The 23,692-nt window shown below is 68.0% G+C and carries 28 protein-coding genes and 1 tRNA gene; 20 read left to right on the top strand and 9 right to left on the bottom strand.

All coding sequences use genetic code 11. The features are described from left to right. Nucleotides 1-55: 55 nt before the first annotated feature. The gene (locus IQ251_RS18495; protein ID WP_370591497.1) at nucleotides 56-1,411 is read right to left on the bottom strand and encodes a M20/M25/M40 family metallo-hydrolase; all 1,356 of its coding nucleotides are present in this window, start codon (nucleotides 1,409-1,411) and stop codon (nucleotides 56-58) included. A gap of 127 nt (nucleotides 1,412-1,538) precedes the next feature. Here IQ251_RS18495 and IQ251_RS18490 point away from each other — a divergent pair. The 8 genes from IQ251_RS18490 (at nucleotide 1,539) to IQ251_RS18465 (ending at nucleotide 6,595) form a co-directional block, all read left to right on the top strand. Beyond that, nucleotides 1,539-1,627 (top strand) — tRNA-Leu (locus IQ251_RS18490). 251 nt (nucleotides 1,628-1,878) lie between these two features. Further along, nucleotides 1,879-2,214 (top strand): AbrB/MazE/SpoVT family DNA-binding domain-containing protein, encoded by a 336-nt coding sequence (locus IQ251_RS18485; RefSeq protein ID WP_193930115.1) that lies wholly within the window; start codon nucleotides 1,879-1,881, stop codon nucleotides 2,212-2,214. A gap of 463 nt (nucleotides 2,215-2,677) precedes the next feature. After that, nucleotides 2,678-3,004: a hypothetical protein gene (locus tag IQ251_RS20345; protein ID WP_370591496.1), complete on the top strand. Its 327-nt coding sequence runs from the start codon at nucleotides 2,678-2,680 to the stop codon at nucleotides 3,002-3,004. Nucleotides 3,005-3,022: 18 nt separating this feature from the next. Beyond that, entirely contained in the window at nucleotides 3,023-3,664 is a 642-nt protein-coding gene (locus IQ251_RS18480) for an alpha/beta hydrolase fold domain-containing protein (protein ID WP_370591495.1), read from the top strand. A 132-nt stretch (nucleotides 3,665-3,796) separates the two neighbouring features. Beyond that, on the top strand, nucleotides 3,797-4,852 hold the full coding sequence (locus IQ251_RS18475) for a 2,3-butanediol dehydrogenase (RefSeq protein ID WP_193930113.1): 1,056 nt from the start codon (nucleotides 3,797-3,799) through the stop codon (nucleotides 4,850-4,852). 23 nt (nucleotides 4,853-4,875) lie between these two features. Then, the gene (locus tag IQ251_RS20340; protein WP_370591494.1) at nucleotides 4,876-5,172 is read left to right on the top strand and encodes an alpha/beta hydrolase; all 297 of its coding nucleotides are present in this window, start codon (nucleotides 4,876-4,878) and stop codon (nucleotides 5,170-5,172) included. Next, nucleotides 5,162-5,548 carry an alpha/beta hydrolase family protein gene (locus tag IQ251_RS19905; protein WP_228047554.1) on the top strand — a complete coding sequence of 129 codons (387 nt, stop codon included), beginning with the start codon at nucleotides 5,162-5,164 and terminating at the stop codon, nucleotides 5,546-5,548. The genes IQ251_RS20340 and IQ251_RS19905 overlap by 11 nt, the downstream gene beginning before the upstream one ends. 291 nt (nucleotides 5,549-5,839) lie before the next feature. Then, nucleotides 5,840-6,595: a hypothetical protein gene (locus IQ251_RS18465; RefSeq protein ID WP_193930111.1), complete on the top strand. Its 756-nt coding sequence runs from the start codon at nucleotides 5,840-5,842 to the stop codon at nucleotides 6,593-6,595. An 861-nt stretch (nucleotides 6,596-7,456) separates the two neighbouring features. Here IQ251_RS18465 and IQ251_RS18460 read toward each other — a convergent pair. Then, a complete protein-coding gene (locus IQ251_RS18460; protein WP_193930109.1) occupies nucleotides 7,457-7,654 on the bottom strand; it encodes a hypothetical protein in 198 nt (65 codons plus the stop codon). A 21-nt stretch (nucleotides 7,655-7,675) separates the two neighbouring features. Between IQ251_RS18460 and IQ251_RS18455 the strand changes: the two genes are divergently transcribed. Together IQ251_RS18455 and IQ251_RS20335 are read left to right on the top strand one after the other, a co-directional pair. Further along, on the top strand, nucleotides 7,676-8,023 hold the full coding sequence (locus IQ251_RS18455; RefSeq protein ID WP_193930107.1) for a hypothetical protein: 348 nt from the start codon (nucleotides 7,676-7,678) through the stop codon (nucleotides 8,021-8,023). Further along, nucleotides 8,020-8,301, top strand: a complete 282-nt coding sequence (locus IQ251_RS20335) for a hypothetical protein (protein ID WP_193930105.1) — start codon at nucleotides 8,020-8,022, stop codon at nucleotides 8,299-8,301. Before IQ251_RS18455 ends, IQ251_RS20335 begins: the two co-directional genes overlap by 4 nt. Nucleotides 8,302-8,472: 171 nt before the next feature. Here IQ251_RS20335 and IQ251_RS18445 read toward each other — a convergent pair whose 3' ends face one another. Beyond that, entirely contained in the window at nucleotides 8,473-9,033 is a 561-nt protein-coding gene (locus tag IQ251_RS18445; RefSeq protein ID WP_193930103.1) for a TIGR02679 family protein, read from the bottom strand. Next, nucleotides 9,027-9,266 carry a DUF2397 family protein gene (locus IQ251_RS18440; protein WP_193930101.1) on the bottom strand — a complete coding sequence of 80 codons (240 nt, stop codon included), beginning with the start codon at nucleotides 9,264-9,266 and terminating at the stop codon, nucleotides 9,027-9,029. The genes IQ251_RS18445 and IQ251_RS18440 overlap by 7 nt, the downstream gene beginning before the upstream one ends. A gap of 445 nt (nucleotides 9,267-9,711) precedes the next feature. On the opposite strand from IQ251_RS18440, the gene IQ251_RS18435 reads away from it, so the two are divergent. Then, the gene (locus IQ251_RS18435) at nucleotides 9,712-9,972 is read left to right on the top strand and encodes a BrnT family toxin (RefSeq protein WP_193930099.1); all 261 of its coding nucleotides are present in this window, start codon (nucleotides 9,712-9,714) and stop codon (nucleotides 9,970-9,972) included. Further along, a complete protein-coding gene (gene brnA / locus IQ251_RS18430) occupies nucleotides 9,962-10,198 on the top strand; it encodes a type II toxin-antitoxin system BrnA family antitoxin (RefSeq protein WP_193930098.1) in 237 nt (78 codons plus the stop codon). Before IQ251_RS18435 ends, brnA begins: the two co-directional genes overlap by 11 nt. Nucleotides 10,199-10,698: 500 nt before the next feature. Here the strand turns inward: brnA and IQ251_RS18425 are convergent, their stop codons facing one another. Beyond that, nucleotides 10,699-11,931, bottom strand: a complete 1,233-nt coding sequence (locus IQ251_RS18425) for an oxygenase MpaB family protein (RefSeq protein WP_193930096.1) — start codon at nucleotides 11,929-11,931, stop codon at nucleotides 10,699-10,701. Nucleotides 11,932-12,118: 187 nt separating this feature from the next. On the opposite strand from IQ251_RS18425, the gene IQ251_RS18420 reads away from it, so the two are divergent. Then, complete coding sequence (locus IQ251_RS18420) at nucleotides 12,119-12,673, top strand: TetR/AcrR family transcriptional regulator (protein WP_228047552.1); 555 nt, start codon at nucleotides 12,119-12,121, stop codon at nucleotides 12,671-12,673. Between the two features lie 601 nt (nucleotides 12,674-13,274). Here the strand turns inward: IQ251_RS18420 and IQ251_RS18410 are convergent. From IQ251_RS18410 to IQ251_RS20330, 3 genes are read right to left on the bottom strand one after another with little or no spacing between them, the layout of a single operon-like run. Next, complete coding sequence (locus tag IQ251_RS18410; protein WP_193930094.1) at nucleotides 13,275-13,940, bottom strand: SDR family NAD(P)-dependent oxidoreductase; 666 nt, start codon at nucleotides 13,938-13,940, stop codon at nucleotides 13,275-13,277. Between the two features lie 47 nt (nucleotides 13,941-13,987). Beyond that, nucleotides 13,988-14,515 carry a MarR family winged helix-turn-helix transcriptional regulator gene (locus IQ251_RS18405; RefSeq protein ID WP_228047550.1) on the bottom strand — a complete coding sequence of 176 codons (528 nt, stop codon included), beginning with the start codon at nucleotides 14,513-14,515 and terminating at the stop codon, nucleotides 13,988-13,990. A gap of 4 nt (nucleotides 14,516-14,519) precedes the next feature. Then, a complete protein-coding gene (locus IQ251_RS20330; RefSeq protein WP_193930084.1) occupies nucleotides 14,520-15,125 on the bottom strand; it encodes a hypothetical protein in 606 nt (201 codons plus the stop codon). A gap of 175 nt (nucleotides 15,126-15,300) precedes the next feature. Here IQ251_RS20330 and IQ251_RS20420 point away from each other — a divergent pair, with 175 nt between their 5' ends. From IQ251_RS20420 to IQ251_RS18385, 4 genes are all read left to right on the top strand, one after another. After that, complete coding sequence (locus tag IQ251_RS20420) at nucleotides 15,301-16,194, top strand: DUF6346 domain-containing protein (RefSeq protein ID WP_502362408.1); 894 nt, start codon at nucleotides 15,301-15,303, stop codon at nucleotides 16,192-16,194. 547 nt (nucleotides 16,195-16,741) lie between these two features. Next, nucleotides 16,742-17,866, top strand: coding sequence for a beta family protein (locus IQ251_RS18390; protein ID WP_193930078.1), 1,125 nt, complete (start codon nucleotides 16,742-16,744; stop codon nucleotides 17,864-17,866). A gap of 120 nt (nucleotides 17,867-17,986) precedes the next feature. Next, complete coding sequence (locus IQ251_RS20055; RefSeq protein WP_255526624.1) at nucleotides 17,987-18,121, top strand: hypothetical protein; 135 nt, start codon at nucleotides 17,987-17,989, stop codon at nucleotides 18,119-18,121. A gap of 143 nt (nucleotides 18,122-18,264) precedes the next feature. Further along, on the top strand, nucleotides 18,265-20,127 hold the full coding sequence (locus tag IQ251_RS18385; RefSeq protein WP_193930076.1) for an alkyl/aryl-sulfatase: 1,863 nt from the start codon (nucleotides 18,265-18,267) through the stop codon (nucleotides 20,125-20,127). A 224-nt stretch (nucleotides 20,128-20,351) separates the two neighbouring features. On the opposite strand, the gene IQ251_RS18380 is transcribed toward IQ251_RS18385, so the two are convergent. Next, on the bottom strand, nucleotides 20,352-21,035 hold the full coding sequence (locus IQ251_RS18380; protein ID WP_193930074.1) for an alpha/beta fold hydrolase: 684 nt from the start codon (nucleotides 21,033-21,035) through the stop codon (nucleotides 20,352-20,354). A 127-nt stretch (nucleotides 21,036-21,162) separates the two neighbouring features. Between IQ251_RS18380 and IQ251_RS18375 the strand changes: the two genes are divergently transcribed. From IQ251_RS18375 to IQ251_RS18365, 3 genes are all read left to right on the top strand, one after another. Continuing rightward, on the top strand, nucleotides 21,163-21,816 hold the full coding sequence (locus IQ251_RS18375; protein WP_193930072.1) for a poly-gamma-glutamate hydrolase family protein: 654 nt from the start codon (nucleotides 21,163-21,165) through the stop codon (nucleotides 21,814-21,816). A gap of 178 nt (nucleotides 21,817-21,994) precedes the next feature. Then, nucleotides 21,995-22,429, top strand: coding sequence for a VOC family protein (locus IQ251_RS18370; RefSeq protein WP_193930070.1), 435 nt, complete (start codon nucleotides 21,995-21,997; stop codon nucleotides 22,427-22,429). Nucleotides 22,430-22,690: 261 nt separating this feature from the next. Beyond that, nucleotides 22,691-23,692: an NYN domain-containing protein gene (locus IQ251_RS18365; protein ID WP_370591493.1), complete on the top strand. Its 1,002-nt coding sequence runs from the start codon at nucleotides 22,691-22,693 to the stop codon at nucleotides 23,690-23,692.

The raw sequence follows: 23,692 nt of genomic DNA, 5'->3' as shown, positions 1-23,692 counted from the left end.
TGGTTTCCTCCCGGTGATCAACTCACCTTCCGATGAAACCAGACGGAGCCGACGGTCAGCTGTGCCGCAGGAACCGGTCCAGCACCCGCACCCCGAACCGCAGCGATTCCTCGGGGACCCGCTCGTCGACCCCGTGGAACAGGGCGCTGAAGTCCAGATCGGCGGGCAGCTTCAGCGGGGCGAACCCGTAGCAGTTCATGCCCAGGCGGCTGAACGACTTCGCGTCGGTGCCCGCCGAGACCATGTAGGGCAGCACCTTCGTCCCCGGATCCTCGGCCAGCACCGACGAGGTCATGGTGTCCACGATCCGGCCCTCGAACGTCGTCTCCACCGGTGGCAGCCCGACCCATTCGCGCTCGACGTCCGGCCCCAGCAGTTCCGCGAGTTCGCGGTCGAACTCCTCCTCGCGGCCGGGCAGGATGCGGCAGTCGACGGCGGCTTCGGCCACCGAGGGGATCACGTTGTGCTTGTAGCCCGCGGTGAGCATCGTGGGGTTGGCGGTGTCACGCAGCGTGGCCCCGACGATCCGGGAGAGGTTGCCCAGCTTGGCCACGGCGGTGTCGATATCGTCCTCGGGGAAGCTCCAGCCGGTCAGTTCGGTGACCCCGTCCAGGAACTCGCGTACCGAGTCGTTCATGACCAGCGGGAACCGGTGGTTGCCGAGCTTGTCGACGGCGGCGGCGAGCTTGGCCACCGCGTTGTCGTCGTGCACCATCGAACCGTGCCCGGCCCGGCCGCGGGTGCGGAGCTTGAGCCAGCGGATTCCCTTCTCCGCGGTCTGCACCAGGTACGCGCGCACCCCGTCGGTGAACGTCACCGAATAGCCGCCGACCTCGCTGATCGCTTCGGTGCAGCCCTCGAACAGCTCGGGCCGGTGATCGGCCAGCCACTGCGCGCCCTGGAAACCCCCGGCCTCCTCATCGGCGAGGAAGGCGAACACGATGTCCCGGGGTGGGGTGAGGCCATCGCGCTTGAACCGCCGCGCCACCGCGATGCTCATCGCGACCATGTTCTTCATGTCTACCGCGCCGCGGCCCCACACGTAGCCGTCCTGCACCGCGCCGGAGAACGGGTGCACGCTCCACTCGGCAGGATCGGCGGGCACCACGTCGAGATGACCGTGCACCAGCAGCGCACCCCGGGACGCGTCGGCACCCGGCAACCGCGCGATCACGTTCGCCCGGCCCTGCTGATCGCCGGACTCGACGTAGCTGATCTCGTAGCCGACCTCACCGAGCTTGGCGGCCACGTACTCCGCAGCCGCCCGCTCGCCGACGACGGTCGCGGGATCGCCGGTGTTGGTGGTGTCGATGCTGATCAGCTCGCTGGTCAGGCCCACGACCTCGTCCTGGGCCTGCTGCAGGCCCTGATCGGTGCCGCCGGTGGAGGCTGTTTCGGTGCGCTCACTCACGTGCCCGTTCTACCACCCGCAACATCAACCGGGGGGTGCCTGCGAGCGGTGTGGGCGGATGGGCTAATCTATGGGCACAACACAGCGGGGAACCGGCGGAGCAGGTGAGTCGCCGGCGAACCGAGACGTCGGAGTGGCGGAATGGCAGACGCGCTAGCTTGAGGTGCTAGTGCCCTATTAATGGGCGTGGGGGTTCAAGTCCCCCCTCCGACACCAGTGGGTGGGATCCCTCCCACAGAACCACATTTCGTTTTTGGATCATCGAGACGGCGAGGCGCATTGCGCCCGCCGTCTCGATGCGCGTCACGACCCTGCTCGTGCTGGGGGTGGTGACCATGGCTGAGGCAGCTGTCCCGCCGGTGGCGCCCCGCCCGGTGGCGGCAGCGCGCGCTGCGGAGTGGAACACCTCCCAGGCATCGCGGCGGTTGCCGCTTCCACCGTTGGCAGCGGTCTCGACGGAGTCGTCGATGGTGTATCGCATCGCGGCCGTAGACGAGCGAGGCCGCATCGCCGAGACCGCGATCACGAGCGCGGTGGGCTGGCAGCCGGGGGAGCGACTGCGCCTGGAACCGTTGTCGACCACGACCGTGGCGGTGCGTGCCGACCCAAGCGGCCTTTTCCCTCTCACGCGCCGCGGGCACCTGCCGCTGCCGGCACCGGTACGTCGCTGGTGCGGGCTGGCGCCGGGGGACCGTGTCCTGCTGGCGGCCTCACGCGAGGAGGGGCTGGTGCTGGTGCACACCATGGCGGCGCTGGAGGCCATGGTGACCGCCTTCCACGCCGAGGGTGGTGATCGGCGGTGACGACAGCTGAGGAAGGCCCCGGCTCGGGCGAGGTGCAAGCGGCCAGGCTGCTGTTGACCAAAATGGGCCTGGCTCCGCAAGACTTGCTCGATGCCGCGCCGTGCGGTCCGCCGTCCCCGGCGTTTGTGGGCGTACCTGCCGCCGGTTGCGTCCGTGGTCTCGGACGGGACCCGGCGGGGTCTATCGCTGGTATTGGAACCGCGTGATTGAGCGCTGGGGCCCGCGGCGGATCGATGAGCCCACCGCGGTGGAGATCAAGCAGCTCGCCGAGTACGTCGCACGCACGTGGTCACGCGCCGCAGCGCGCCTGGTGGGCGCAGTGCGGCCGAAACGGACCGGCGCGCGAATGGCGGGGGAACTGTTTGACATCTGCCCAGCACGGCGGTGGCACGGGCCAGTTCGTCCGTCGGAGCATTGCAGGACGTCGCCTGGATACGAACGTGACAAACGTTGAGGGAGCCCGATGCCTACGTACCCCCGGCCGCCTTTCGATCCTGAACTCGAGGCGGCCCTGACCGCACTGGTCGACCAGATCCCGGTGGTCAAAGCCGAGACGATCCCGGCTCTGCGGCAGACTCGTCTGCCCGTCATCTCCGACGAGACCCTGCGCGCCGCCGGGGTCACGTGCCGGCAGGTGACCGTTCCCGGCCACGAAGGCGCCGAACTCGCCGCCAGCGTGATCACCCGTTCCGACCGCCGCACCGGCGTGGGTCCCGGCATCTACCACATCCACGGCGGCGGAATGATCGCCGGCGAGCGCATGATCGGGGTGGACCAGATCCTTCCCTAGATCGTGGAGCATGACGCCGTGGCAGTGACCGTGGAGTACCGGCTCGCGCCCGAGTTCCCGGATCCCTACCCGGTCGAGGACTGCTATGCGGGCCTGCAGTGGACCGCCGAGCACGCCGCAGAACTCGGCATCGACGCCGACAACCTGATCATCGCCGGTGCCAGTGCCGGGGGAGGACTCGCCGCAGGCACCGCCTTGCTGGCCCGCGATCGCAACGGACCCGCACTCGCCGGTCAGGTCCTGATCTGCCCGATGCTCGATGACCGGGACTGGACCGTGTCCACCGCCCAGTACGAGAACGTCGGCCTCTGGGGCCGGGAGAGCAACCGCACGGGGTGGGACGCGCTGCTGGGGGATCGGCGCGGTACCGACGAGGTGTCGGTGTACGCCGCGCCCGCACGGGCCACCGATCTGTCCGGACTTCCTCCGGCGTTCATCGACTGCGGCTCCGCCGAACTCTTCCGGGACGAGGACGTCGCCTACGCGACCGCCCTCTGGCATTCCGGCGTTCAGGCCGAGCTGCACGTATGGCCCGGCGGTTACCACGGATTCGACATGCTCGCGCCGAACTCCGGCATCGCACGGGCGGCGATCGACGCCCGGAAGGGGTGGGTCGGGCGCACTCTCGACACCCGGCCCGCGCGCACGAGCGGGCGGTAGGCGGGGCGGTCACCCAGCCGCCCGGCAAGGGCGTGAACGCGGGAGCGCGTCTCCCGGCGTGCGACGAGACGATTCGCGCCGACAGGAACGGTCACCGGGGAGCCCTGGTGGCTTCGGAAAAGGAGTTGGAGATTGAAGGCAGCACGGTTCTACGACAAAGAAGACCTCCGCATCGAGGAGGTGCCGGAACCCAGTCCCGGTCCGGGACAAGTGAAGCTGCGCAACGCTTACGCCGGCATCTGCGGATCCGATCTCCACTTCTACTTCTATCCTGAGTCGCTGCCGTTCTCCCTGGACGAGCCGCACCCCCTGACCGGCGCCACGCTGCCGCAGATCCTCGGCCACGAGTTCTCCGGAACCGTCGTCGAGCTCGGCGAGGACGTGACGAGTGCGCAGGTCGGTGACCGCTGTGCGGTCTTCCCACTGGCGGTCTCCTGCGGCGAATGCACCGCCTGCAGCCGGGGACTGCCCTTCTCGTGCCGGCTGATGGGCTCGCTCGGCGCGAACATGGACGGCGGCGGTCTGTCAGAGTTCACCGTGTGCGACGCATCGGCCGTGCACGTACTGCCGGAGAGCGTTGACCTGCGGGTGGGAGCGCTCGTCGAGCCCATGGCGGTGGGCTGGCACGCCGTTGCGCGCAGCGGTGTGGAACCGGGTGGCAGCGCGCTCGTGGCGGGGGCCGGGCCGGTCGGCATCGGTGCCTGGTTCGCCTTGAAGGCCCGTGGTGTGGAGAAAGTGCTGGTGTCCGAGCCGAGCGCGGATCGTCGCGCGATCATGGCCGCACTTGGCGCCCACGTCGTCGATCCGGGCAACGACGAGGAGCTCGCGGATGCCATAGCCTCGCTCACCGACGGTGACGGCGTGGACGCCGCGGTGGACGCCGCGGGTGTGGGCCCGGCGGTCACCTCTGCCGTGGCGAACCTCGTCCCGGGCGGTCGCCTGGTGGTCGCCGCGTTGCACGAGCAGGCGATGGACTTCCAGCCCACTCAGCTCATGATGGGCGAGACCGAGATCGTGGGCGCGGTCGGCTACCGCCCCGAGGAGTTCGACGCGGTCATCGAGGCCATGGCCGACGGGTTCTACGACACTACCGGCTGGGTGCGGGAACTGCCGCTGGAGAGCCTCATCGACGCCCTCCATTCGTTGCGCCGCGGCGTCGGCGGAAAGATCCTCCTGCAGCTCGGCTGAGCGCTTCAAGCGCTTCGGTACGTGTGTCCCGAGGAGTGTCCGTCCCGGAGCGGGGCGTAACGGCGGGACACGCGCGAACGGCGGAGGACATCGACCAAAACGCCTCCGGCTGTTCGTCATCCGGCGAACCGCGCCGAACGATTGATCCACACCGCCACTACGCGGTGTGGATCCTCGCACCTGAGCACCCCGATCCCTACCCGGTCGAGGACTGTCGCGCCTGGCTGTTGTGGACGGTCGAGCACGCCCGGGAGCTCGGAATGGACCCCGACAGGCCGATCATCGCCGGGCAGATCCTCATGTTTGCCAATGCTCGATGACCGAGACCGGACGGTCTCCTCGGCCCGGTTCGACGCCATCGGTATCCGGGACAGCGGGAGCAACGTCATGGGTTGGACCGCACGCCTCGGTGAGCGATACGGAACCGAGGACGTGTCCTGCTACGCCGCGCCCGCTCGCGTGACCGAGCTCACGGGACTGCCGCCCGCATTCGTCGAATGCGGGCGGCCGAGGTCTTCCGGGGACGAGGACATCGCGTATGCGCGGGCGTGCAGCCCCGAACTGCACATCTGGCCCGCGGGATTTCACGGATTCGACCTGATCGCGCCGCACACCGGCATCGCGCGGGCGGTGATCGCCACCGGGAACGAGTGGATCGCACGCAGCCTCGACGCGGCCCACGGGCACAAGGGGTAGGTAGGCTGGTCCTACACACGCGAGGAAGAGCACATGCAGGAACTAGTGGGACGCCTCACCGCACTCGATCCCGAGGCACGCGAATCCCTGAAGGTCGTCACCTACTTCGACACGCTCGTCACCGCCGGGGCAGGACTCGACGGGATGCTCCGAGGCGCGGCCGCGCTCTCCGGGGTAGTGGCCGGGGCGGAGCGGCGCGGGCGCGTCAGCCGCCACGGCCCCGACGGCGCGAGGCATCCGGAGACCGCGGACTGCCCGCGCTCACCGCACCGCGAGTGCTCGGTCGGATCGGTGTGGCTGGAGCGCGTCGGCGAGCAGCACGCCAACGACGAGATGATCGTGGAGCGCCTCGCCTTGGCACTCGACCTGGTAGAAGCTCGGTACGATCCGGTCGGCGTCCTGGAGGCCGCCATCGATCCGACGCGCCCCATCGAAGAACGCAAGACGGCCCTGGCCAGGTTGAGAATCGACCCCGGCTCGCACATCCGGATCATCGCGACCGGACCGGATGGCCGACCGGGCACCGCACCCTCGACAGCGGTGCCGACCCGCCACGGGATGCTTCGGGCGACCCTGGGCAGGGCCGCCACCGAGCCGCCATCGACCCCGGCGGGTCTGGGCACGTGGGTGCGGGCCGACCACGCGCCCGAATCGTGGGACGCGGCGATGATCGCGCTCGAGCTCGCCGAACCCACCAGGCCCGTCGTCGACGCGAGTGACCTGGGCACCCTCCTGATGCTCGCTCAAGCGCATGATCCGCAAGCACCGCATGAGGACATCCGTGGACTCATGCGCTTGGACACGCGATCCGCCCAAGTGCTCCGCGCACTCGTCGAGACCGACAGCATCCGCTCCGCGGCCGCCGAGCTGGGGATGCACCACTCCACGTTGCAAGCCCGGCACGAGGCGCTGACGCGTGATCTGGGGTACGACCCGCGCACCACCACCGGCCGGATCCGGTACGGCGCGGCGGAATTCCTCCGACGGCTCACCGATGAGCGGGTGGTCGCGGACGAATCGGGTCACCCGGGTGACGGACAGGGCTGAGGACTGCGCTCTCAGCGCTCGCCCGTTGTGGATCCGGACCCGGTGAGGTCGGAAAGATCATCCCCGTCGGATCGCGTCGTACGTGGTGGTGTGGCCGGGAAATGCGGTGATCGACTGGTGTCGGGATCTCGTGTACTGCGTTCCGGAGGCGCCTGGCGGATGCCCTCTCGTGATCTGCTGCCCTGGCACGCCGCATGCCGGTGGCGGGGTGTGGGGTTGTTTTCAGCCGTCGCCCGTCTCCGCAACCTCGGCCTCCACGGTGGATGCGGTGTCGGCGGGGTGCTGGTGCCGGCCGGTAGTCACGGGGAAGTTCAGCGCCGGAGTGGTCGAGCGATTCACCTCGCGCCGACGCGCCGGAAGCGTCGAGAACTCGGACCGTACTACGACGCAACTCGTCACGGCGCTCCTCTGCGGAAGGACCTGAGCTCATGATCCAGCTCCCGTCGTCTGAGCGGGGGTCTGCCCACCAACTGGGGCCGATGCGGTGAGGATGACGAACGCGGCCCCCCAATCACCTCTCCGAGGAGTCGGCCGCCGGTGCGCTCGAACGGGGCCGTCGGAGTCCGATGATTGCGCGGCCAGTCCCCACCATCTACTGAACCGAGGAGACTCTCTTGACGGTGACGACCATGACCGTATCCACAGAGCAAGCGGAACTCTACTGCGAGCGACGCGGCGAGGGGCCGTTGCTCCTGATGATCACCGGCGCGCTCGGAGACGCCGGCTTTTTCTCCGACGTGGCCGACATCCTGGCGACGGAATACACCGTCGTTACCTATGATCGGCGCGGGAACTCTCGGAGCACGGGCGACCTCACCGCGCCCATGACGGTCGCCCAGCAGGCCCGCGACGCCATGGCGGTCATCCGCGCGGTAGGCGAGAAAGGCTCTGATCTTCGGCAACAGCGGCGGGGCCGTTGTCGGCCTCGAACTGGCCGAGCGTCATCCCGAGATCGTCGACTTCCTCATCGCCCACGAGGCTCCGCTCGGACTGCTGCTGCCCGAAGCCGAGGAATGGCAGGCGCTCGCCGAGCAGGTCGACCAGGCGACTCGCACGCAAGGCTGGGAAGCCGCCGAGCGCGTGTTCACCGAACTGAACAACGCGAGCCAGGAGGCCGCTACGCTGGTCGCATTCGAGTACGCGGAACGCGCCGAAGCGAACTGGAAGTTCTTCTTCGAACAGGAGTACATGCCGTTCACCCTGCATGTGCCGGATCTCGCGCGGATCCGCGACAACCAGGTCAGCATGGTCACGGCCTCCGGCGTCGGTACCGGCGACGGTCCCGCCGCCCGCGCGGCTGCCATCGTCGCGAAAGAGGTTGCCTGCAAGATGGTGGAAGTTCCCGGTCATCACCTCGGGTTCACTGAGATGCCTGAGGAGTTCGCGGCCGCGACACGAGGGCTCTTGAAGAACCGGGGACATGGATGACACGCATTCCGATCCCGACGGCGTGGGGACGAACGTTGTCCCGCGCGCCACGCGCGTGGCCAGTCGATCTGTCCGGCCGCGTTGAGCTCGGCCGGCAACACCTGGTGCAGCTGATCGAAGGCCCCGGCTACCTGCCGGTCCCGCAGCCGTCGCCAGCAGCAGGTCATCCCGGAGCCGAACCCGAGCTCGTGCGGCAGGGCTTCCCGGCCGATACCGGTGAACAGCACGAACAGGAGGGTCGGCTGCAGTGCGGTGTGAGCTGGCCGTTGGTCGAATGACGTCGCAGAATGTTGCGAAAGCCCTTGACATGAGCGAAAACGGCCTGCTGGGCCTGCATGCGGGGAGCGAGCGTGCTGCGATCGAGCAGCTCCCTTTCCAGCGAGGCGAAAACGACCGCGCCTACGGCTGTAGCCCCGTCGCCGGGTGCCTCGCGAGACCCGCCCGCAAGCTCAGAGTCCGTCGGCGGGGAGTGACAGGTCGCCGATCAGATCGTCGAGGACGTGTTCTTCTTCGACAGCTTGGCCAACCTGCCGCATCCGGGTGTCGAGGTCGTCGTCCCAGTCGGCCTTCGCGGGCTTGCCGGTGAGTTCGTGTGCGGAGTGTTCGGCCACGGCCGCCTCGTACGCCGCGGTGTCGAAACGCCATGGGGTCACCGGCAGTCGCTCGAACATGACGTTGCCGATGCGCAGGCCACCCCAGTCGAAGTCGCCGTGGTAGCGCAATTGCGCTGTCGAGGAGGAGAGCTGACGCAGCAGGTGCATCACGGCGGCACCGGGTTGCCCGCTGGTGCAGACCAGGGGAGCTGAGGCCGGGCCGAGGCGGTCGGCGGCGGCGGAGACCACGACCGGGTTCTCGCAGATCGAGATCTGCTGTCCCGCCACCGTCCACGGGGGAGTGTCGCGGACCAGTTGGCGCAGTGTCAGCACGGCTGGTTGCCCGGCTGCTCGCAACGCCGTCACCGCCTGCCCGGTTGCTGTTGTGGCGTTGCTGGACAGGCCGAGCGTCAGCACTCGGTGGCCTCGCCGTGCCGGGTGAGCTGGTACAGGAACCGTGCGCGGTGGAAGTCCTCAACTGTGGTGACCCGGCTGGTGTCCGGATCGGCTCGGAGGTTGCCCCACTCCACGAGCTGGGTGAGTGCGCCGGCGATCACGGACACTTCGGGACCGTTGTCGAGCTCCCCGTGAACGTCCTCGGGGCGCAGGTGCACGGTGAACCTGCGCTTGGCGTTCAGGAAGGTCGCCATGATGCGCCGGTACAGAGTTGCGTTGGGTGAGGTGAGATGGGCGAAAGTCCCGAAATCCTGATCCACCACGGCAGCCCCTTCCTGGCGAGGTCACCGCCGAGGCTATGACACGCCGCCGTTGGTCCCGTTGTTCAGGTTAGGGGTGGTCGGCTGTGTCACCGCACTCCTCGTGAACTGCCGTGCACTGTCCGGACCACGTTCGGTTGTTCGCGTGGATTGATGATGGTGGACCGGATGCCGGGGATACTCCCGCCGTGCTCGGACGACCCTCCGTCGGATCCGAGCATGCCGGCATCACGTGAGCCTGCTGATCAACGCTGTGCAGGCCCCCACCCACGCAGGCTGAACACAAGTGGATAGGCCCACTGCCCGGCATGCACAGCGTCACCCTGCCGCATGTGGTATAGTTTTTATACCGTGCAGCGGGCTGGAAGGGTAAGGGTGGATGGAGTTCGAGTTCGATCCGGACAAGAGTCGAACCAACTGCGGCAAGCACGGCATCGATTTCGTCCACGCCCAAGATCTCTGGCGGGACCCGTTCCGGGTTGAGGTCCCGGCCCGCACGGTGGACGAGGTCCGGTGGTTGGTCATCGGTCTCATCGATGGCAAGCATTGGTCAGCTGTTGTGACGGTGCGCCAGGGCGGCGTCCGGATCATCTCGGTGCGCCGGTCTCGAGTCGAGGAGGTAGCGATCTATGAAGGCTGACGAGTTCGACGAGAAGTTCGATCGCGGTGAGGACATCACTTCGGCGCTGGATCTGGCGAAGGCGCAGCGGCCCGGTGAGGAACAACGACGGGTCAACGTCGATTTCCCCGCGTGGATGATCGCTGCCCTGGACCGCGAAGCCAGGCGACTGGGCGTCACGCGGCAGTCTGTGATCAAGGTCTGGCTCGCCGAACGCCTGGAACACCACACCACGCCTGCTGCCTGACCTCGGCCTTCATGGCTCGGACTACGCCAGCTGCAGCTGGGTGGATAGTGCGCAACTCCGTCCTCCGACACGACCAAAGGTCCACGGCGGTGCTGGCGCGTACTTCGGCCAGCACCGTTCTTGTGTCTGGGTAGTAGGTGAGGTTGAGGCCGAGTTGGCGGTAGATGTCGTGTTTGTCCTGCGGTTCCGCTGAGTCCAGGACGGTGAGCATGCCGCCCAGGGGCTCGACGAGCTGGGTGATGGTCTCGCCGGTGAGCGGGGTGGTTCATTGCACACGCCCTGGGGGAGACCTATGTCGAGGACGACTCGATCGAGCCCTGGCCGGCTCCGGATTCGGCGCCTTCGAGATTGCGGAGTTGGGGTCACTTTCGGCGAAGAGATCCCAAATGGCGGCGAATGCCTCGTAGGTGGATTCTCCACACCGCCCGCACCATGCACTTCATCCGCGCCGGCGAAGGGTGTTCGTGTGCGAGAAGGGCAGCCCATCCATGGTCGACCGCTCAGGTCGGCAGCGCTGCGACCTGCTCGCGTTGGCCGTTGAACAGCTTGCGCATGCGTTTCTGCGTCCGCTCCGTGCGTTCGAGGAGCCGACGGCCGCGTTCTGTGCGTGCGACCAGCAGTGACGCGACGAGGTTGCGGACGACGATCGGTGGTACCAGCCAGGGCAGGACCACCGGGAGGTGTAGACCTTGCATGCTTTCCTTGCCCAGGAAGTATCTCAGCATGCCGAGCAGGCGTACCCACTCGTAGCCGGCGCGGAGCTTGGCCAGCTTGCCTCCGTCTGGTTTCGTGTGTTCTTCGAGGATCGACACGGCCAGTTCCGCGCCGGCGGGCGTTTGGTCGTCCTGGGCCATGAGCACGTGGTAGTTGAAGATGTTCTGCTCGCGTTCGGTGTCGAAGAGCCAGTCTTCGTCGACGCCCATCAGCCAGCCGACGTATCGCCACAGGTGCATCACCGCGCGGGACTCGGCAGTGCTCATCTGCCAGCCGAGGGCGCGCAGGCCCAGCAGCAGGGTGCTGTTGAACAGCCCGAGTGTGGCGGCTTGGTCGGTTTGGTTGATCGGCAGCCCCCATTCCTCGCTGTCCCAGCGGCCGTTGGTCTCGAATCGGTCGTTGATCAGTGCGTGCATCGCGCGCACGTGCACCGTGTTCTTGAATCCTTCGCCGAATCGCCGCATCGCGCCCGGCATCATGACCGAGTATGTCCAGGCTTCGGTCTCGCCAAGCCGTCGCATGGTCGCCGAACCCGACAGACCGCCGGTGGCGACCAGCAATTCGGGTGGCCCGCCGAACCGGTAGCCGCCGATCAGGGCGAGTTGCAGCAGCACGTCGGCCCGCGCACGTCCCGTGCGGCGGAGCAGCTGGGCGCCGTGCTCGATCAGAGCGAAGTCGACCCATGGCGGGACCTGGTCGACCAGGGAGAAGAACCGCACGAGTGCGGGCGGTGCTTCGCGAACGGCGTCGATGCCCTCATCGAGAGCCTTCTTGAACTGCGCCATCGTGACCCGTTCGGTTCCGGCGTCGGCGCGCATGGCGCGAACGAGATCCGCACCCGGCTCATCGCGGGCGTACAGGCGGCGTCCGATCTGGTCGAGGAGGTCTTCGTCGAGCCGCTTGACGCGCGTGATCAAGCGCAGCGGTCGGGCGATTCGACGGTTGCGCTCCGGCGCTCTGCAAAAACGCCGCGGATAGGGCGAGGAATCCCGTGTTCCAGGTGCGTCCTGCGAGATCATGCGATGAGCCTGGCACGAGCGATTACTCGCGTTCAATTCGCATTTGGCGAGGCGGAGCTCTCGTGATCCCGCTGGTCATCCCGGGCCACGTGTGCTCCGGAGGTTCCAATGCGATGAATTGTTCGCATACGATCCGCGTGTGCGGAAGACACCTCGGCAGCAGCGGTCGCAGGAGATGGTCCGGCGGATGATCGACGCAGGTCGGCTGGTCCTCGAGCGTGACGGCTACGCCAACTTCTCGACCAACCGCGTCGCCGAGGCCGCGGGCACCAGCCCCGGATCGCTCTACCAGTACTTCCGGGACAAGGATGACCTGCTCACGGTGATCTTGGATCAGTACTGGGATGAAGCGGCCCAGCGCGTGGAGGCGTCCCTGGCTGATCGACTCAGCGACTCGCCCGACCAGATGGTCCGCAACGTCGTGAACGCGCTTCTGCTTGCCCTGGAACAAGATTCGCAACTGCTTCACGTGGCTGTGGAGGCAATCCCGCAACAGCGCCTGCAAAGCCGCCACCAGGCCCTGCGCCGGCGTGTGCAGGACCTTGTCTCGACCTATCTCAACCTGTTGTTGCGGTCCAGCGGTCGGAACGCGTCGACAAGGGCATGGGTGATCGTGGTGTCCATGGAAGGGCTGGCGGTTCGCTGGGTCCTCGACCGCCCGGACATCTCCCGCGAGGAGCTGGTCGAGGAGCTCACTGCACTGGTCGAGAACTACATCGGCGCACTGATTCCCGAGGCGTGAACCCGTATCGACGCATTGTCGAGCCCCGGTGAGGACGCGGGAGGTTTCCATCAGTCGCTGGGTGACCGCAGTATCGAGTGTGATCGGGGTGTGCTGATCGAAGTGGCCGGGCTTGCCCCAGTCGAGCGGTGTCTGCCAGTGGGGCGCTCGGCGGCGCGCAGGGCGGGCAGGAGGACCTGGGTGAGGTGGTAGCGGCTGAGGTAGGTGACCGCGAAGAACAGGTGAAGCCCGTCGGCCGTGCGGCTCTCCTGCATGGTGAGCACGCCGGTGGTGTGGATGAGGGCATCGAGGCTCTCGTGCTCGTCGAGGATGCGGCGGGCAGCGTCGCGGACGCCGTCGTGGGTGGACAGGTCTGCTGCGCGGAAAGACGCGCGGTTGGCGGCGGTACCGAACGAGGCGAGTGCGGCCTTGCCTTTTGTGGGTAGCGACCCGCTATGACGACGTGGTTGCCCTCGGCGAGGAGGGTTTGGGCACCCTGGCGGCCGATGCCGCTGTTGCCTCCGGGGATGACGATGGTCTTCATGGCACAGCTCCGGGGACAGAGCGGACCATTGGTTGCTGGCGGGTGTGGGCCAGTGGCCGGCACGTGGTGGGCCTGTGCTCAGGCGCCGATGACGTGTTCAGCCTTCGCGCGTTCGGTGTGGACGTTCCAGTAGTCGAGGGCGATCTCGTCGGGCGCGCGGTGGGGGACGTCTTCGGGGGCCTGGTTTGCGATCATGAGGTTGATGGCCACGTTGGCCACGTAAATCCCCTCATCTGCGAGGGTGTTGTGGAGATTGATGGCCCAGTTGCGCTGTCCGGCCTGGGCGATGTTGGAATCAGCCAGCATTGGGTAGGGGTTGATGGCGCCGCCGCCGGTGGTGAACAGCAGGGTGCCGGAACGGGCTTCGAGCATCCCGGGAAGTACCGCCTGTGCGGCGGCGACGGCACCGTAGAGGAGGCTGTCGATCTGCGGGCGCAGGTTGTTCAGTGTCACGTCCTTGGGTGCGGTCATGGTCAGGCCCGCGTGCGGTGAGAACTCAAGCACGTCGATGCGCCCGAAACGCGCGATCGCGGTCTCCAGCGCGTTGGTGAGCTGGGAAGGGTCTGCGACATCCGCGGCGAAGCCCTCTGCGGTGATGCCGGTCTCGCCGAGCTCGGCGACCAGCGTGTCGAGCTTGTCCTTGGTGCGGGAGATCAGGGCGACGTCGAAGCCGCGGCCGCCGAAGACCTTGGCGATGGACAGGCCGAGGCCCTGGCCGGCTCCGACGATGGCGATGGTAGGCAAGGGTTGCTCCTTGGGGGGTGGCAGGATCACTAGCGGGGTTGTCTGGATTAGTCGCGGTTTGATGTCTCGGTAACGCCGGGTGGTGCCCAGGTGGTGGGGCACGGCGCGTTCAGGGCGCCGAGGATGCGCTGGGATATGGCGCCGAGCTGGCGCTGCTGCGCCTTGGTTAGTGGGTCGAAGACCATGCGACGCACGGCATCGACGTGGAGGGGAGCTGTGATGGTGACCTTGGCCATGCCGTCGTCGGTGAGCTCGGCCAGGGTGATGCGTCCATCGGATGGGTCGGGCCGTCGCCGAACCCAGCCGCGCTTCTCCAGTCGGACGACCACATTGGACAGACGTGAGAGCGTGCTTCCCGCGTACTGGGCGAGCTCGCTCATCCGCAGCGTGCGCTCCGGTGCCATCGACAGCGCGGACAACACGACGTACTCGAAGTGGGCGATTCCCGCGTCGTGCTGCATCCGCGCCTCCAGGGCGGCGGGCAGCTGGGTCAGCACGTAGGCGAACGCGTACCACTGCTGCTGCTCATCGGCGTCGAGCCAACGTTGCTCGGTCGTGTCCATTGCCTCTTCCATGCACTTAGGTTACTTCAAGCATGTAGTAAATGTCCAGCCCGAATACTTGTAGCGTGAAGTGATTCCACAGTGTTGTTACTTCATGCGTGGAGTAATTGACGAGAGTAAACGCCGACGCCTGCTCGAAACAGATTTCTCCGACGGCAAGATCGGCGGGAAGCTCGGGAAGGCGCGGTTCGTCGAGTACGCGGTCACGATGGACCTGCTGGAAGGCGAGCTCGTCGACGCGGTCGCCGCGGGCGATGCCGACCGACCCGCGGCGATGCCGTTGCGCGACAAGTACCTGCCGACCTTGGCCTCGGCGCTCGACGTCCGGAGGACGGTTGTGCGCGGGTGGACCGCTGGCGCTGTGCGCGATCGCGCGGCCGGCCCGATGCACCCGAACCGGTTGTCCGGGCCGATGAGTTGGTTGCTGCAAGATCCGGCCCGCATGCGCATGGAGTGCACCGAGTTCGGTATCAACCTGCTGAGCGGGAATTTCGAGTTCCCCAGCCCCATCGTCATCGAGGACGACGAGTTCTGGGGCAAGTTCGGGGACCGGATCGAAGCGAACTGGGAAACGAACGGCCTCGGCGAGCGGTCCGGGGGTGCTACGTTCCACGACGATCACGAAGTGCCGCTGGGGCGATCATGTGAGGTCCTGTTCAGGGAGGACCTGCGGGAACCATGGGGAAGCGGCCAAGTCTGTGGAGGGGCGAGGTGCGCTCACGTGGCCAGCCGACCTACGCGGTCGCCACGTGGAAGGTTCTCCGGGCAGCGGAATCTCTCCACTACGGGGGTAGCAGGTGATCCCGCCGGCCGAAGGGGGAGCGCGGCGGCGCACGTACCTGACCGCCCAGGTTCTGGTGCGGGTGGTGCTGGCCCTGGTCACCTACACGGTGTTCGTGGGTACCGGCGCTTTGGCCTCGGATGGTGTTGTCGTGCAGCAGGGGACCGCTCAGGCCGTGGATTGCGACCGGGTCGGACCGATCAGTCGGTCCGGGCTCGGGTGGTACTGGTCCTGCGATGCCGAGATCACGTGGGCGGACGGCAGCACGGGTCGGTCGTCGTTCCAGGCGTCGGATCTGACCCCGCAGAGCCGGACCGAGCCTGCGCCGGTGGTGCGGAAGGAGGTCCGCAACCGCGGGGACATGGTCGACGTGGACAAGCAGCGACCGCTCGCGGGGCTGGGGTGGGCGCTGTACATCCCGTTGCTGGGGACGACCCTCGCCGGCTTCCGGGTGCCGGGTGTTCCGCGCAGGTCTGCGCACCAGCGCGTGCGCGACCGGGAACGTCGGTTGCAGTGGTGGCAGCCGTTGGCGTTGCCGATCGGGTGGGGTCTGGTGTTCGCGGGTGGTTTTGCGACGGCGGATCAGGCGTTTCGCGGTTGGTCGGTGTTCACGATCGTGCTGGGGTATGCCGCGCTGGTTGCTGGTTGGTTCATCTGGGTCAACCGTCGTCGGGATCAGCAGCCGGCTCCACCTCAACCCTCTCCGGAGCAGTTGACGACGGTCAGCACGTGGGGTCGTCGTCTGTGCTGGGTCGGTGGTGTGCTCGCGTTGGTCGGATTGGTCGCGGGGGTGTCGAGCTGGCCCGGGGTTATCGGATTGCTCGCCGTTCCCGTCTGCGTGGTCGTTGTCGGCACGAGGATGGTCGTGGTGGCGCGGCGGCATGCCTCGAAACTGCAGAACATCGCCTGAACACGCGCTTCTGGCCGGGTGGGAGGTGGAAAGCCGTGGAGCAGGCTCCGAGCGAGTGGCTGGCATCGATGGCAATGAACCTCCGCAGAGCTTTCTGCGTGAAGAGATCGTCTCATTTGGCGAGATTCTTGTAGCAGGTGATCGCGGCGGCCGGGGTCAGCATTCCTGCGAAGTTGCTGGCCGTGCGTTCCCACCTGGTGACGCACCTCGTGCTCGGGAAGCAGGGGTGCCGCGATGACCCCCCAACTCATCCGGCACCCACCGACGTGACAGATCATCCACCGATGATCACCATGCCACGACGGTCAGACTCCCTATCCAGACACACTGTTAGCCGTCCGCTCATCACACCGATAGCCGTCGGCCAAGTGGCCCCACTCCCTGCGCTGGATCCCGCGGCGTCCCGTCTCGTGCCACTCGTTCAGCCGTTGGGGCCGTACGCACTCGGCTGTCACGATCATGAACGTGACTCCACGTTTCGGCGACGGGTGATACGCACAGTCATAGGCTGAACCAGCGGCCCGGTTGCATCGGGAGGTTGCCGCAGATGTTGAAGGCTGAAGCCGCTCCTCTGATCGCGGTCAAGAGCAAAGAGGGGGAGCTTGAGGCCCTTACCAACACCAGTGAGATCAACGGTCACGTGCGCATCATGGTCGAACTCATCGGCAATCTCGCACCAGCTGGAGGTAACGCCAAGAAAGTCGTCGACGCCGCTGTGCAGGCGGCACTGTCCGGCAACCCGCTGTGGATCGACACGACGTGGCTCACATCCGACACCCCGTTCGGTGGATCGGTTCACGAAGTGCTGGAACAGCTCGATCACGACATCGAAGACAACCTCAACGAACGCCTGCACGAGTTCGACGGCCCGTGCCTGATCCCGGTCGTGCCTGCTCAGGCCGACCTCAAGGAACTCCACCCCGCGCGCATGTTGCTTGAACATCAACACCGACCCGTGGTGATCCGGGCGCGCAACGTCGCAGCAGGCCGGGACCTCGCCGACGCGATCGAGTACGTCGCTACCGTCCTGCGCCTCGCCCCCGAAGACCTGCACGTGGTCCTCGACGAGGCATATACACCCGCGGTGCACGAGCACCACGTGGACGCACTCGCTCACCGCATCGACGGGTTGTCCGGACTCAACTGTGCGTCGATGACCGTGCTGGCCGGCTCAACGCCGTTGAAACGCGCGAATTTCGAAACCCGGACCAGACCACGACCCGAAGTCCTGCTGCGGGACGCGGTCCAGCGATACTCCCGCCGCGCCCTCGCCTACGGCGACTACGGGGTAGTACACCCCATACCCCATCTCTCGAAAGGCGCGGCAAGATCCCCGAATCCCTACATCCACTACACGGTGCCAGGCGAAACTCTGTCCATCGCACGCCGAATCCCGAATCGGGTCAACGGAGCACCGCCACGTGGGGCGTCCGAACACTACTTCCGCGAAGTTGCGGACGAACTCGTCGGGCGATCTGAGTTCGCCGGACCGAAATTCTCCTGGGGTGACCGTGTCCTCGACTCCTGCATGTCAACACCCATCACGCCCATCGGCAGATCAACCAAATGGATCGCGTTGGCGACTTCGCACCACGTGGTGCACCTCGCACGGCGGTTGGACAACGAGCGTCCGGAAACCACGCATGAAGGGGGCACGACCCCGTCACGTTGACGATCGTGATATCTGACGGCGGAGGCACGTGGTGGAGCTGTTATCGGTGGAGCGCTGTCCGATCGAAGACGGCCCCACCGGCGCGCCGGGTGCGCGTTGCGCGAGTGGACAGGTTCCTGCGTGGTCACCAGCGCCGCCGTCATCGGGCTCTGGCGCGGCGGGGAGATCGACCTGGAGAAGATGATCATGGACCGGGCCCCGGCCGCCGAGGTCGACGAGGCCGTTCGGCAGAGGCAGCCCTGCGGACGGTGCTGACCATCGGCTGAACGACGCGCGCCCGCATCGCGGTCCCGGTGCGCGGGCATTGCTCGGATGTGGGAACGCGACGCCGTGCGCCGGTCGAGCCGCCGAGGTTTCCTGGTGCCGACCGCGCGAACATCACCGACTGGAGGACAGCCATGTCTGCGCAGCTCGATTCGGACCGGGACGATTCCACCGACGCGCGCGATGCGGTTCGAGGGCGGGTCGGGCGTCCCGAATCCGGGATCGTCCGCAACGCCGCCGGTCGTGTGGTGTGGGACAACGAGCGGTGGTCGTTCCTGGAGCAGCCGTGCCCGGACACGGCGAACGCGAGCCTGTGGCGGCAGAGCCGGCTCAACGCCGAGGACGGGCTGTTCGAAGTCGTGCCGGGTGTCTTCCAGATCCGCGGGTTCGACATCTCCAACATGACCCTGGTCGAGGGGGAACGCGGAGTCGTGGTCATCGACCCGCTGATCAGCGAGGAATGCGCCGCTGCCGGACTGGAGTTCTACCGGCGCCACCGCGGTCGGCGACCCGTCGCGGGCGTCGTCTACACGCACAGCCACACCGATCACTTCGGCGGTGTCGGGGGAGTGGTGGACGAGGCCGACGTCGCCGCGGGCCGGATCCCGGTGATCGCCCCCGCGGGCTTCCTGGAACACGCGGTCAGCGAGAACGTCGTGGCCGGGCCCGCGATGCTCGGCCGCGCCCGGTACATGTACGGCAGCCAGTTGGCCGCCGGGCCGGAAGGCGCGATCGGTGTCGGCCTCGGGCAGGGAACCTCGGCCGGACGGGCCGGGTTGATCGCGCCGACCGACGTGGTCGAGCGGACCGGGGCGGAGCTCGTCGTCGACGGGGTGCGGATGGTCTTCCAGCTCACCCCGGGAACCGAGGCGCCGAGCGAGATGAACTTCCTGCTGCCGGACCAGCGGGTGCTGCTGGTGGCCGAGAACGCCAGCCACACCTTCCACAACGTCCTGACGCTGCGCGGCGCGCAGGTGCGGGACGCGCAAGCGTGGGCGGCCTACTTGACCGAGACCATCCAGCTCTTCGCCGATCGGGCGGAGGTCCTGGTGGGGTCGCACCACTGGCCGACCTGGGGTCGTGCGGAGCTGACCAGCTTCCTCGCCGAGCAACGCGATGCCTACGCCTACCTGCACGACCAGACGGTGCGGTTGATGAACCGCGGTCTGACCGGTACCGAAATCGCCGAGGAACTGCAGGAATTCCCTGCGCCGCTGGCGGATTCCTGGCACGTGCGCGGGTATTACGGTTCGCTGAGCCACAACATCAAGGCCGTCTACCAGCGCTACATGGGGTGGTTCGACGGCAATCCCGCCCACCTCTGGCAGTTGCCGCCGGTCGAGTCCGCGCAGCGGTACGTGGACTTCATGGGCGGGGCGGACCGCGTCGTGGACAAGGCCCGCGCGTCCTTCGAGGCCGGTGAGCTCAGGTGGGTGGCCGAGGTCGTCAACCACGTGCTGTTCGCCGAACCCGACCACTCCGCGGCCCGGGAACTGCAGGCCGCGACGTTCGAGCAGCTCGGCTACGGGGCGGAGAACGGGACGTGGCGCAACTTCTACCTCTCCGGGGCGCGGGAACTGCGTCAGCCGCCAGCGGAGCGGCGCATCACCACGGGCGGCTGGAACCAGGCGATGGTTCCGGCGTTGTCGATCGGGCAGCTGTTCCAAACCTGGGCGGTGCGCCTGGACGGGCCGGCCGCTGCCGGGTACCAGCTGCAGTTGCGCTGGGAGTTCTCCGCGCCGGCGGACGTGTGGACGTTGCGGCTGAACAACGGCGTGCTCACGCCCGTGCACGGCGAAGTCCCCGGTGACCAGCAGGCGGATGCGGTGCTGCGGCTGGACCGTGCGGTGTTCGACCGGATCATGTCCGGCCGGACGACCTCCTCCGATGCGGTCGCCGCCGGCGAGCTGACGGTCGAGGGCGATGCCGAGGCGCTGCCCGCGCTGCTCGGGCTGTTGGAGGAACCCGCGCGGACCTTCCCCATCGCGCTGCCCTGAGCGCATCGTCGGGCAGCTCTCGCGCTGAGGCGGGCGGCGGGTGTCAGGCCGGTTGGGGGTGGAGCTGGTCGATGTGGTCGCGAGGCGCGACACGAGTTCGGCGACGGCGACAGCATCGTCCGCGCGGTTCTGGGGCTGGTCGGGTGAGCCCCCCTGCGCGGCCCTGCTGTTCGCGGCCGCGCAGGTGGGCTGACGTGCTGTCGAGACCGGGGTGCACGTGCCCCTCAACGCGCGTCGAGGTAACCGACCAGTCGAGCGGCGAGCTCGGCCGGGCGGCTCTTGGCCACCAGGTGCCCGCCGGGCAGCACCTCGCCCGCGATGCCGAGCCGGTCGCGCGCGACCGCTAGTTGGAACTCGGCCGGGAACAGGCGATCGTCCGCGCCGACCAGGACGTGGATCGGGACGTCCGGCCACGCCCGGAACGCGCAACGCTGCCCGAACGGCGTCTCGGCGGGATCGCGGTCGCCTTCGGACATGTCGGCCTTGCGGTCGGCGGGCAGATCGTGCAGGAAGACCTCGTCGAGGTCGAACTCGTTCGACCGCCCGGCCGCTGCGTTGGCAGCTCGGCGGGCTTCGCCGGAGCCGGTGGCCTCGAACCACTCCCCGGGCGATTCGCCGGGCAGCGGGATCATCGCGTTGAGCAGGACGAGGCGATCGAGCGCATCCCGCTTGCCGATCATCGGCGCGGTGAAGGCGCCCATCGACTGCGCGACGAGCACGACATCGCGGTGGTCGCCGATCGCCGCGTCGGTGATGGCCGCGTATTCGGGCAGGCCCAGCGCCGGATCGCTGCCGTCGATCTCCACCGGGACCGCGGTGTGCCCACGGGATTCGAGGTCGGCCGCGACCTCGCGCCAATACACCGTCCCGGCACCGCCGGCACCGGGGATCAGGACGAACGTGGCCATCGGTCCTTCTCCTCCTCCTGCGGACAACGTTCCTGCATCCGGCACCGAATCCGCGGAGGTCGAACGCGGCGCGGTGCAGAAGCCTTAGCATGTGTCCGGTTCACGCACCCTGCACGGAGGAAGCCCGATGATCGTTCGGACGGCGACCGCGGCCGTCGCGGCGTTACTCGCCATCCCGGTCGCCCCTGCGGCGGGGGACACCTACGCCGATTTCGCCGAGCTCGCCGCCAACGAGACGGAGGGCGTCGACTTCCGGCGCAGTGCGCGGGCCGGTGCCACCGACGTCGCGCACATCGCCGTGCACGGTGGCGGTATCGAGCCCCCCACCAGCGAACTCGCCGAGCGCGCGGCGCGTTCCGGTGGCCACGCGTTCGCCGCGTTCGAGGGGATCAAACCGTCCGGGAACAGCGTCCTGCACATCACCTCCACCCGCTTCGACGAGCCGCGGACCCTCGATGTCGTCGGAGGCTCCACCCGCACCGTGTCCTGGCACGGAGCCGCTGGTGACCGCCCGGCCACCTACGTCGGCGGGCGGGATGCCGACCTGCGCGACGCCGTCCGCGAGGAGCTCCGCGCGGGAGGTTTCCACGCGCCGGACACCGTTCCGGACGGTCTCGAAGGGGAAAGCCCCGCCAACATCACCAACCGCAACGCCCGCGGGGAAGGCGTCCAACTCGAAATCACCTCCGCCCAGCGCGAGGCCTTCACCCGCGGCGGCGTCCCCACCGATGCGTTCGGCGCGTACGTCGCCGCCGTCGAACGGGCCGTCCACCGGCGCTGAACACCACCGGGACCCGCCGAGGACCGCGGTGCGGCTCCTCTCGCGGGCGCGGGTGCCCGACTTCGGGTGGTAGCTCAGAATCCCGGAACCGCCCTCGGTTCGCTCGGCTCGTGCCGTACCGACGGCACCGATGTGCGAACCAGGCCCGGATGTGCGCACACCCTGCTACCGTGCGTCGATGTCCTCGATCAAGCAGTTCCAGGTCACCTTCGACTGCGCAGAACCCGTGCGTGTCGGCCGGTTTTGGTGCGACGTGCTCGGATACGTCCCACCGCCGCCGCCGGAGGGGTTCGGCACGTGGGACGAGTTCGATCGCTCGCTGCCGCCCGAGCAGCGGGGTTCGGCCTTCGCCTGCGTCGACCCCTCGGGTGCGGGCCCGCGGCTGTTCTTCCAACGCGTCCCCGAGGACAAGGTCGTCAAGAACCGGCTGCACCTCGACGTGCGGGTCGGCACCGGGCTGGTGGGCGACGAGCGCCTGGCCGCGCTCGAAGCCGAATGCGCCCGGCTGGTGCCGCTCGGCGCGGTCCGCGTGCGCTTGCTCCCCGCCGACGGCCAGGAAGAATCGTGCATCGTGATGCAGGACGTCGAGGGCAACGAGTTCTGCCTCGACTGAGCATCCACCGCGGCGGCGAGGCCAGGGCCGTCCACAGCGGACCGATCGACGACGGTCCGGGTCTCGGTCCGGGGCGGTTCTCACCGATCGGGACGGACGGATGGGCCGTTCCCGACCGCCCGTGCGCGCGCCTTTCCGGATGATCGGGTGCGCGGGCGCTGGATTCGTGATCGGCCAGGTCGGGCCCGGGCAGCGGAGTCGGAAGTGCATCGCTGAGCGTTAGGGTGGGTACGTCGACCCAGTGAACCGGGGGTAGAGCTCGTGTTGAGAGCGCGTTGTGCGGTGTACACCGATGCGGGGTACCTGTTGGCGGCTGCCGCGACGCGGAGAGCGGGCACGTCGTTGCGCAGTGCGATCGAGGTGGATCACCGGCGGGTGATCGACACGCTGGAGGAGCAGGCCACGAGCACCAGCGGTCTGCCGCTGCTGCGGGTGCACTGGTACGACGCCGCGCGCCACGGCATCCCCGATCAGGCGCAGGAGACGATCGGGCTGCTGCCCCGGGTGAAGGTCAGGTTGGGGCGCACCGGGCACGACGGGGAGCAGAAGGGCGTGGACCTGCGGCTCGGCCTGGATCTGGTCGCGCACGCCCGGGCCGCGGCCGTGGATGCGATGTTCCTGGTGTCCGGCGATGACGACCTGACCGAGGCGGTCGAGGAGGCGCAGGCGCACGGCGTGCAGGTCACGGTGCTGGCGGTGCCGAACCGGGACGGACGTCCGCACGGCATCAGCAGGCACTTGCAGGCCGCGGCCGACGGGTTGGAACTGCTGTCGGCGGACGCGCTGGACGACGCGGTGGCGGTGCGTTCGGCGGCCGTGCCCAGCCCCGAGCCCACCACGTCGGCACCTCGCCCGCCGGTCCCGTCCCCGGCCCTGTTCGCCCGCTCGGCCGCGGCGAAAACGGCGGAGCGGACGCACGTTCTGCCGAACGCCGATGATCAGCCGGTCGACAGGACGGCGCTGGTGTGCTCCAGCAGCAGCGGGTCGGGCACCACGCTCGGCTCCGATCCCGGCATCGATCCGGAGCACGACGCGAGCATCGACCGGGTCGTGCGCCGGGTGCTGGACACCTGGCTGTCCGGCAGCACCGCCGATCGCCGCGCCGAGCTCGCGGCCAGCAGGCCGTCGATCCCGCGCGACGTGGACAAGGCGCTGCTGCTGGACCTGTCCGACGTGCTGGGCATCTACGACCTCAGCGATGCCGTGCGCTACGAACTGCGCGCCCGGTTCTGGACCGCGGTGGACGCGAGCGCCCCGGACTGA

This window comes from Saccharopolyspora montiporae (assembly GCF_015209505.1).
In the GTDB taxonomy this organism is placed as follows: domain Bacteria; phylum Actinomycetota; class Actinomycetes; order Mycobacteriales; family Pseudonocardiaceae; genus Saccharopolyspora; species Saccharopolyspora montiporae.
The sequence above is the reverse complement of the archived record's forward strand: the minus strand, read 5'-3'. Positions and strand labels throughout refer to the sequence as shown.

What these genes read in the sequence shown, in the direction of transcription:
- IQ251_RS20335 (WP_193930105.1), top strand. Translation starts at nt 8,020, where the DNA reads ATGACACGCATTCCGATCCCGACGGCGTGGGGACGAACGTTGTCCCGC.
- IQ251_RS18375 (WP_193930072.1), top strand. Translation starts at nt 21,163, where the DNA reads ATGATCGTTCGGACGGCGACCGCGGCCGTCGCGGCGTTACTCGCCATC.
- IQ251_RS18485 (WP_193930115.1), top strand. Translation starts at nt 1,879, where the DNA reads ATGGTGTATCGCATCGCGGCCGTAGACGAGCGAGGCCGCATCGCCGAG.
- IQ251_RS18435 (WP_193930099.1), top strand. Translation starts at nt 9,712, where the DNA reads ATGGAGTTCGAGTTCGATCCGGACAAGAGTCGAACCAACTGCGGCAAG.
- IQ251_RS18440 (WP_193930101.1), bottom strand. Translation starts at nt 9,266, where the DNA reads ATGGCGACCTTCCTGAACGCCAAGCGCAGGTTCACCGTGCACCTGCGC.
- IQ251_RS18425 (WP_193930096.1), bottom strand. Translation starts at nt 11,931, where the DNA reads ATGATCTCGCAGGACGCACCTGGAACACGGGATTCCTCGCCCTATCCG.
- IQ251_RS18390 (WP_193930078.1), top strand. Translation starts at nt 16,742, where the DNA reads ATGTTGAAGGCTGAAGCCGCTCCTCTGATCGCGGTCAAGAGCAAAGAG.
- IQ251_RS18370 (WP_193930070.1), top strand. Translation starts at nt 21,995, where the DNA reads ATGTCCTCGATCAAGCAGTTCCAGGTCACCTTCGACTGCGCAGAACCC.
- IQ251_RS18420 (WP_228047552.1), top strand. Translation starts at nt 12,119, where the DNA reads ATGATCGACGCAGGTCGGCTGGTCCTCGAGCGTGACGGCTACGCCAAC.
- IQ251_RS18385 (WP_193930076.1), top strand. Translation starts at nt 18,265, where the DNA reads ATGTCTGCGCAGCTCGATTCGGACCGGGACGATTCCACCGACGCGCGC.
- IQ251_RS18405 (WP_228047550.1), bottom strand. Translation starts at nt 14,515, where the DNA reads ATGGAAGAGGCAATGGACACGACCGAGCAACGTTGGCTCGACGCCGAT.
- IQ251_RS18380 (WP_193930074.1), bottom strand. Translation starts at nt 21,035, where the DNA reads ATGGCCACGTTCGTCCTGATCCCCGGTGCCGGCGGTGCCGGGACGGTG.
- brnA (WP_193930098.1), top strand. Translation starts at nt 9,962, where the DNA reads ATGAAGGCTGACGAGTTCGACGAGAAGTTCGATCGCGGTGAGGACATC.
- IQ251_RS19905 (WP_228047554.1), top strand. Translation starts at nt 5,162, where the DNA reads ATGCTCGATGACCGAGACCGGACGGTCTCCTCGGCCCGGTTCGACGCC.
- IQ251_RS20345 (WP_370591496.1), top strand. Translation starts at nt 2,678, where the DNA reads ATGCCTACGTACCCCCGGCCGCCTTTCGATCCTGAACTCGAGGCGGCC.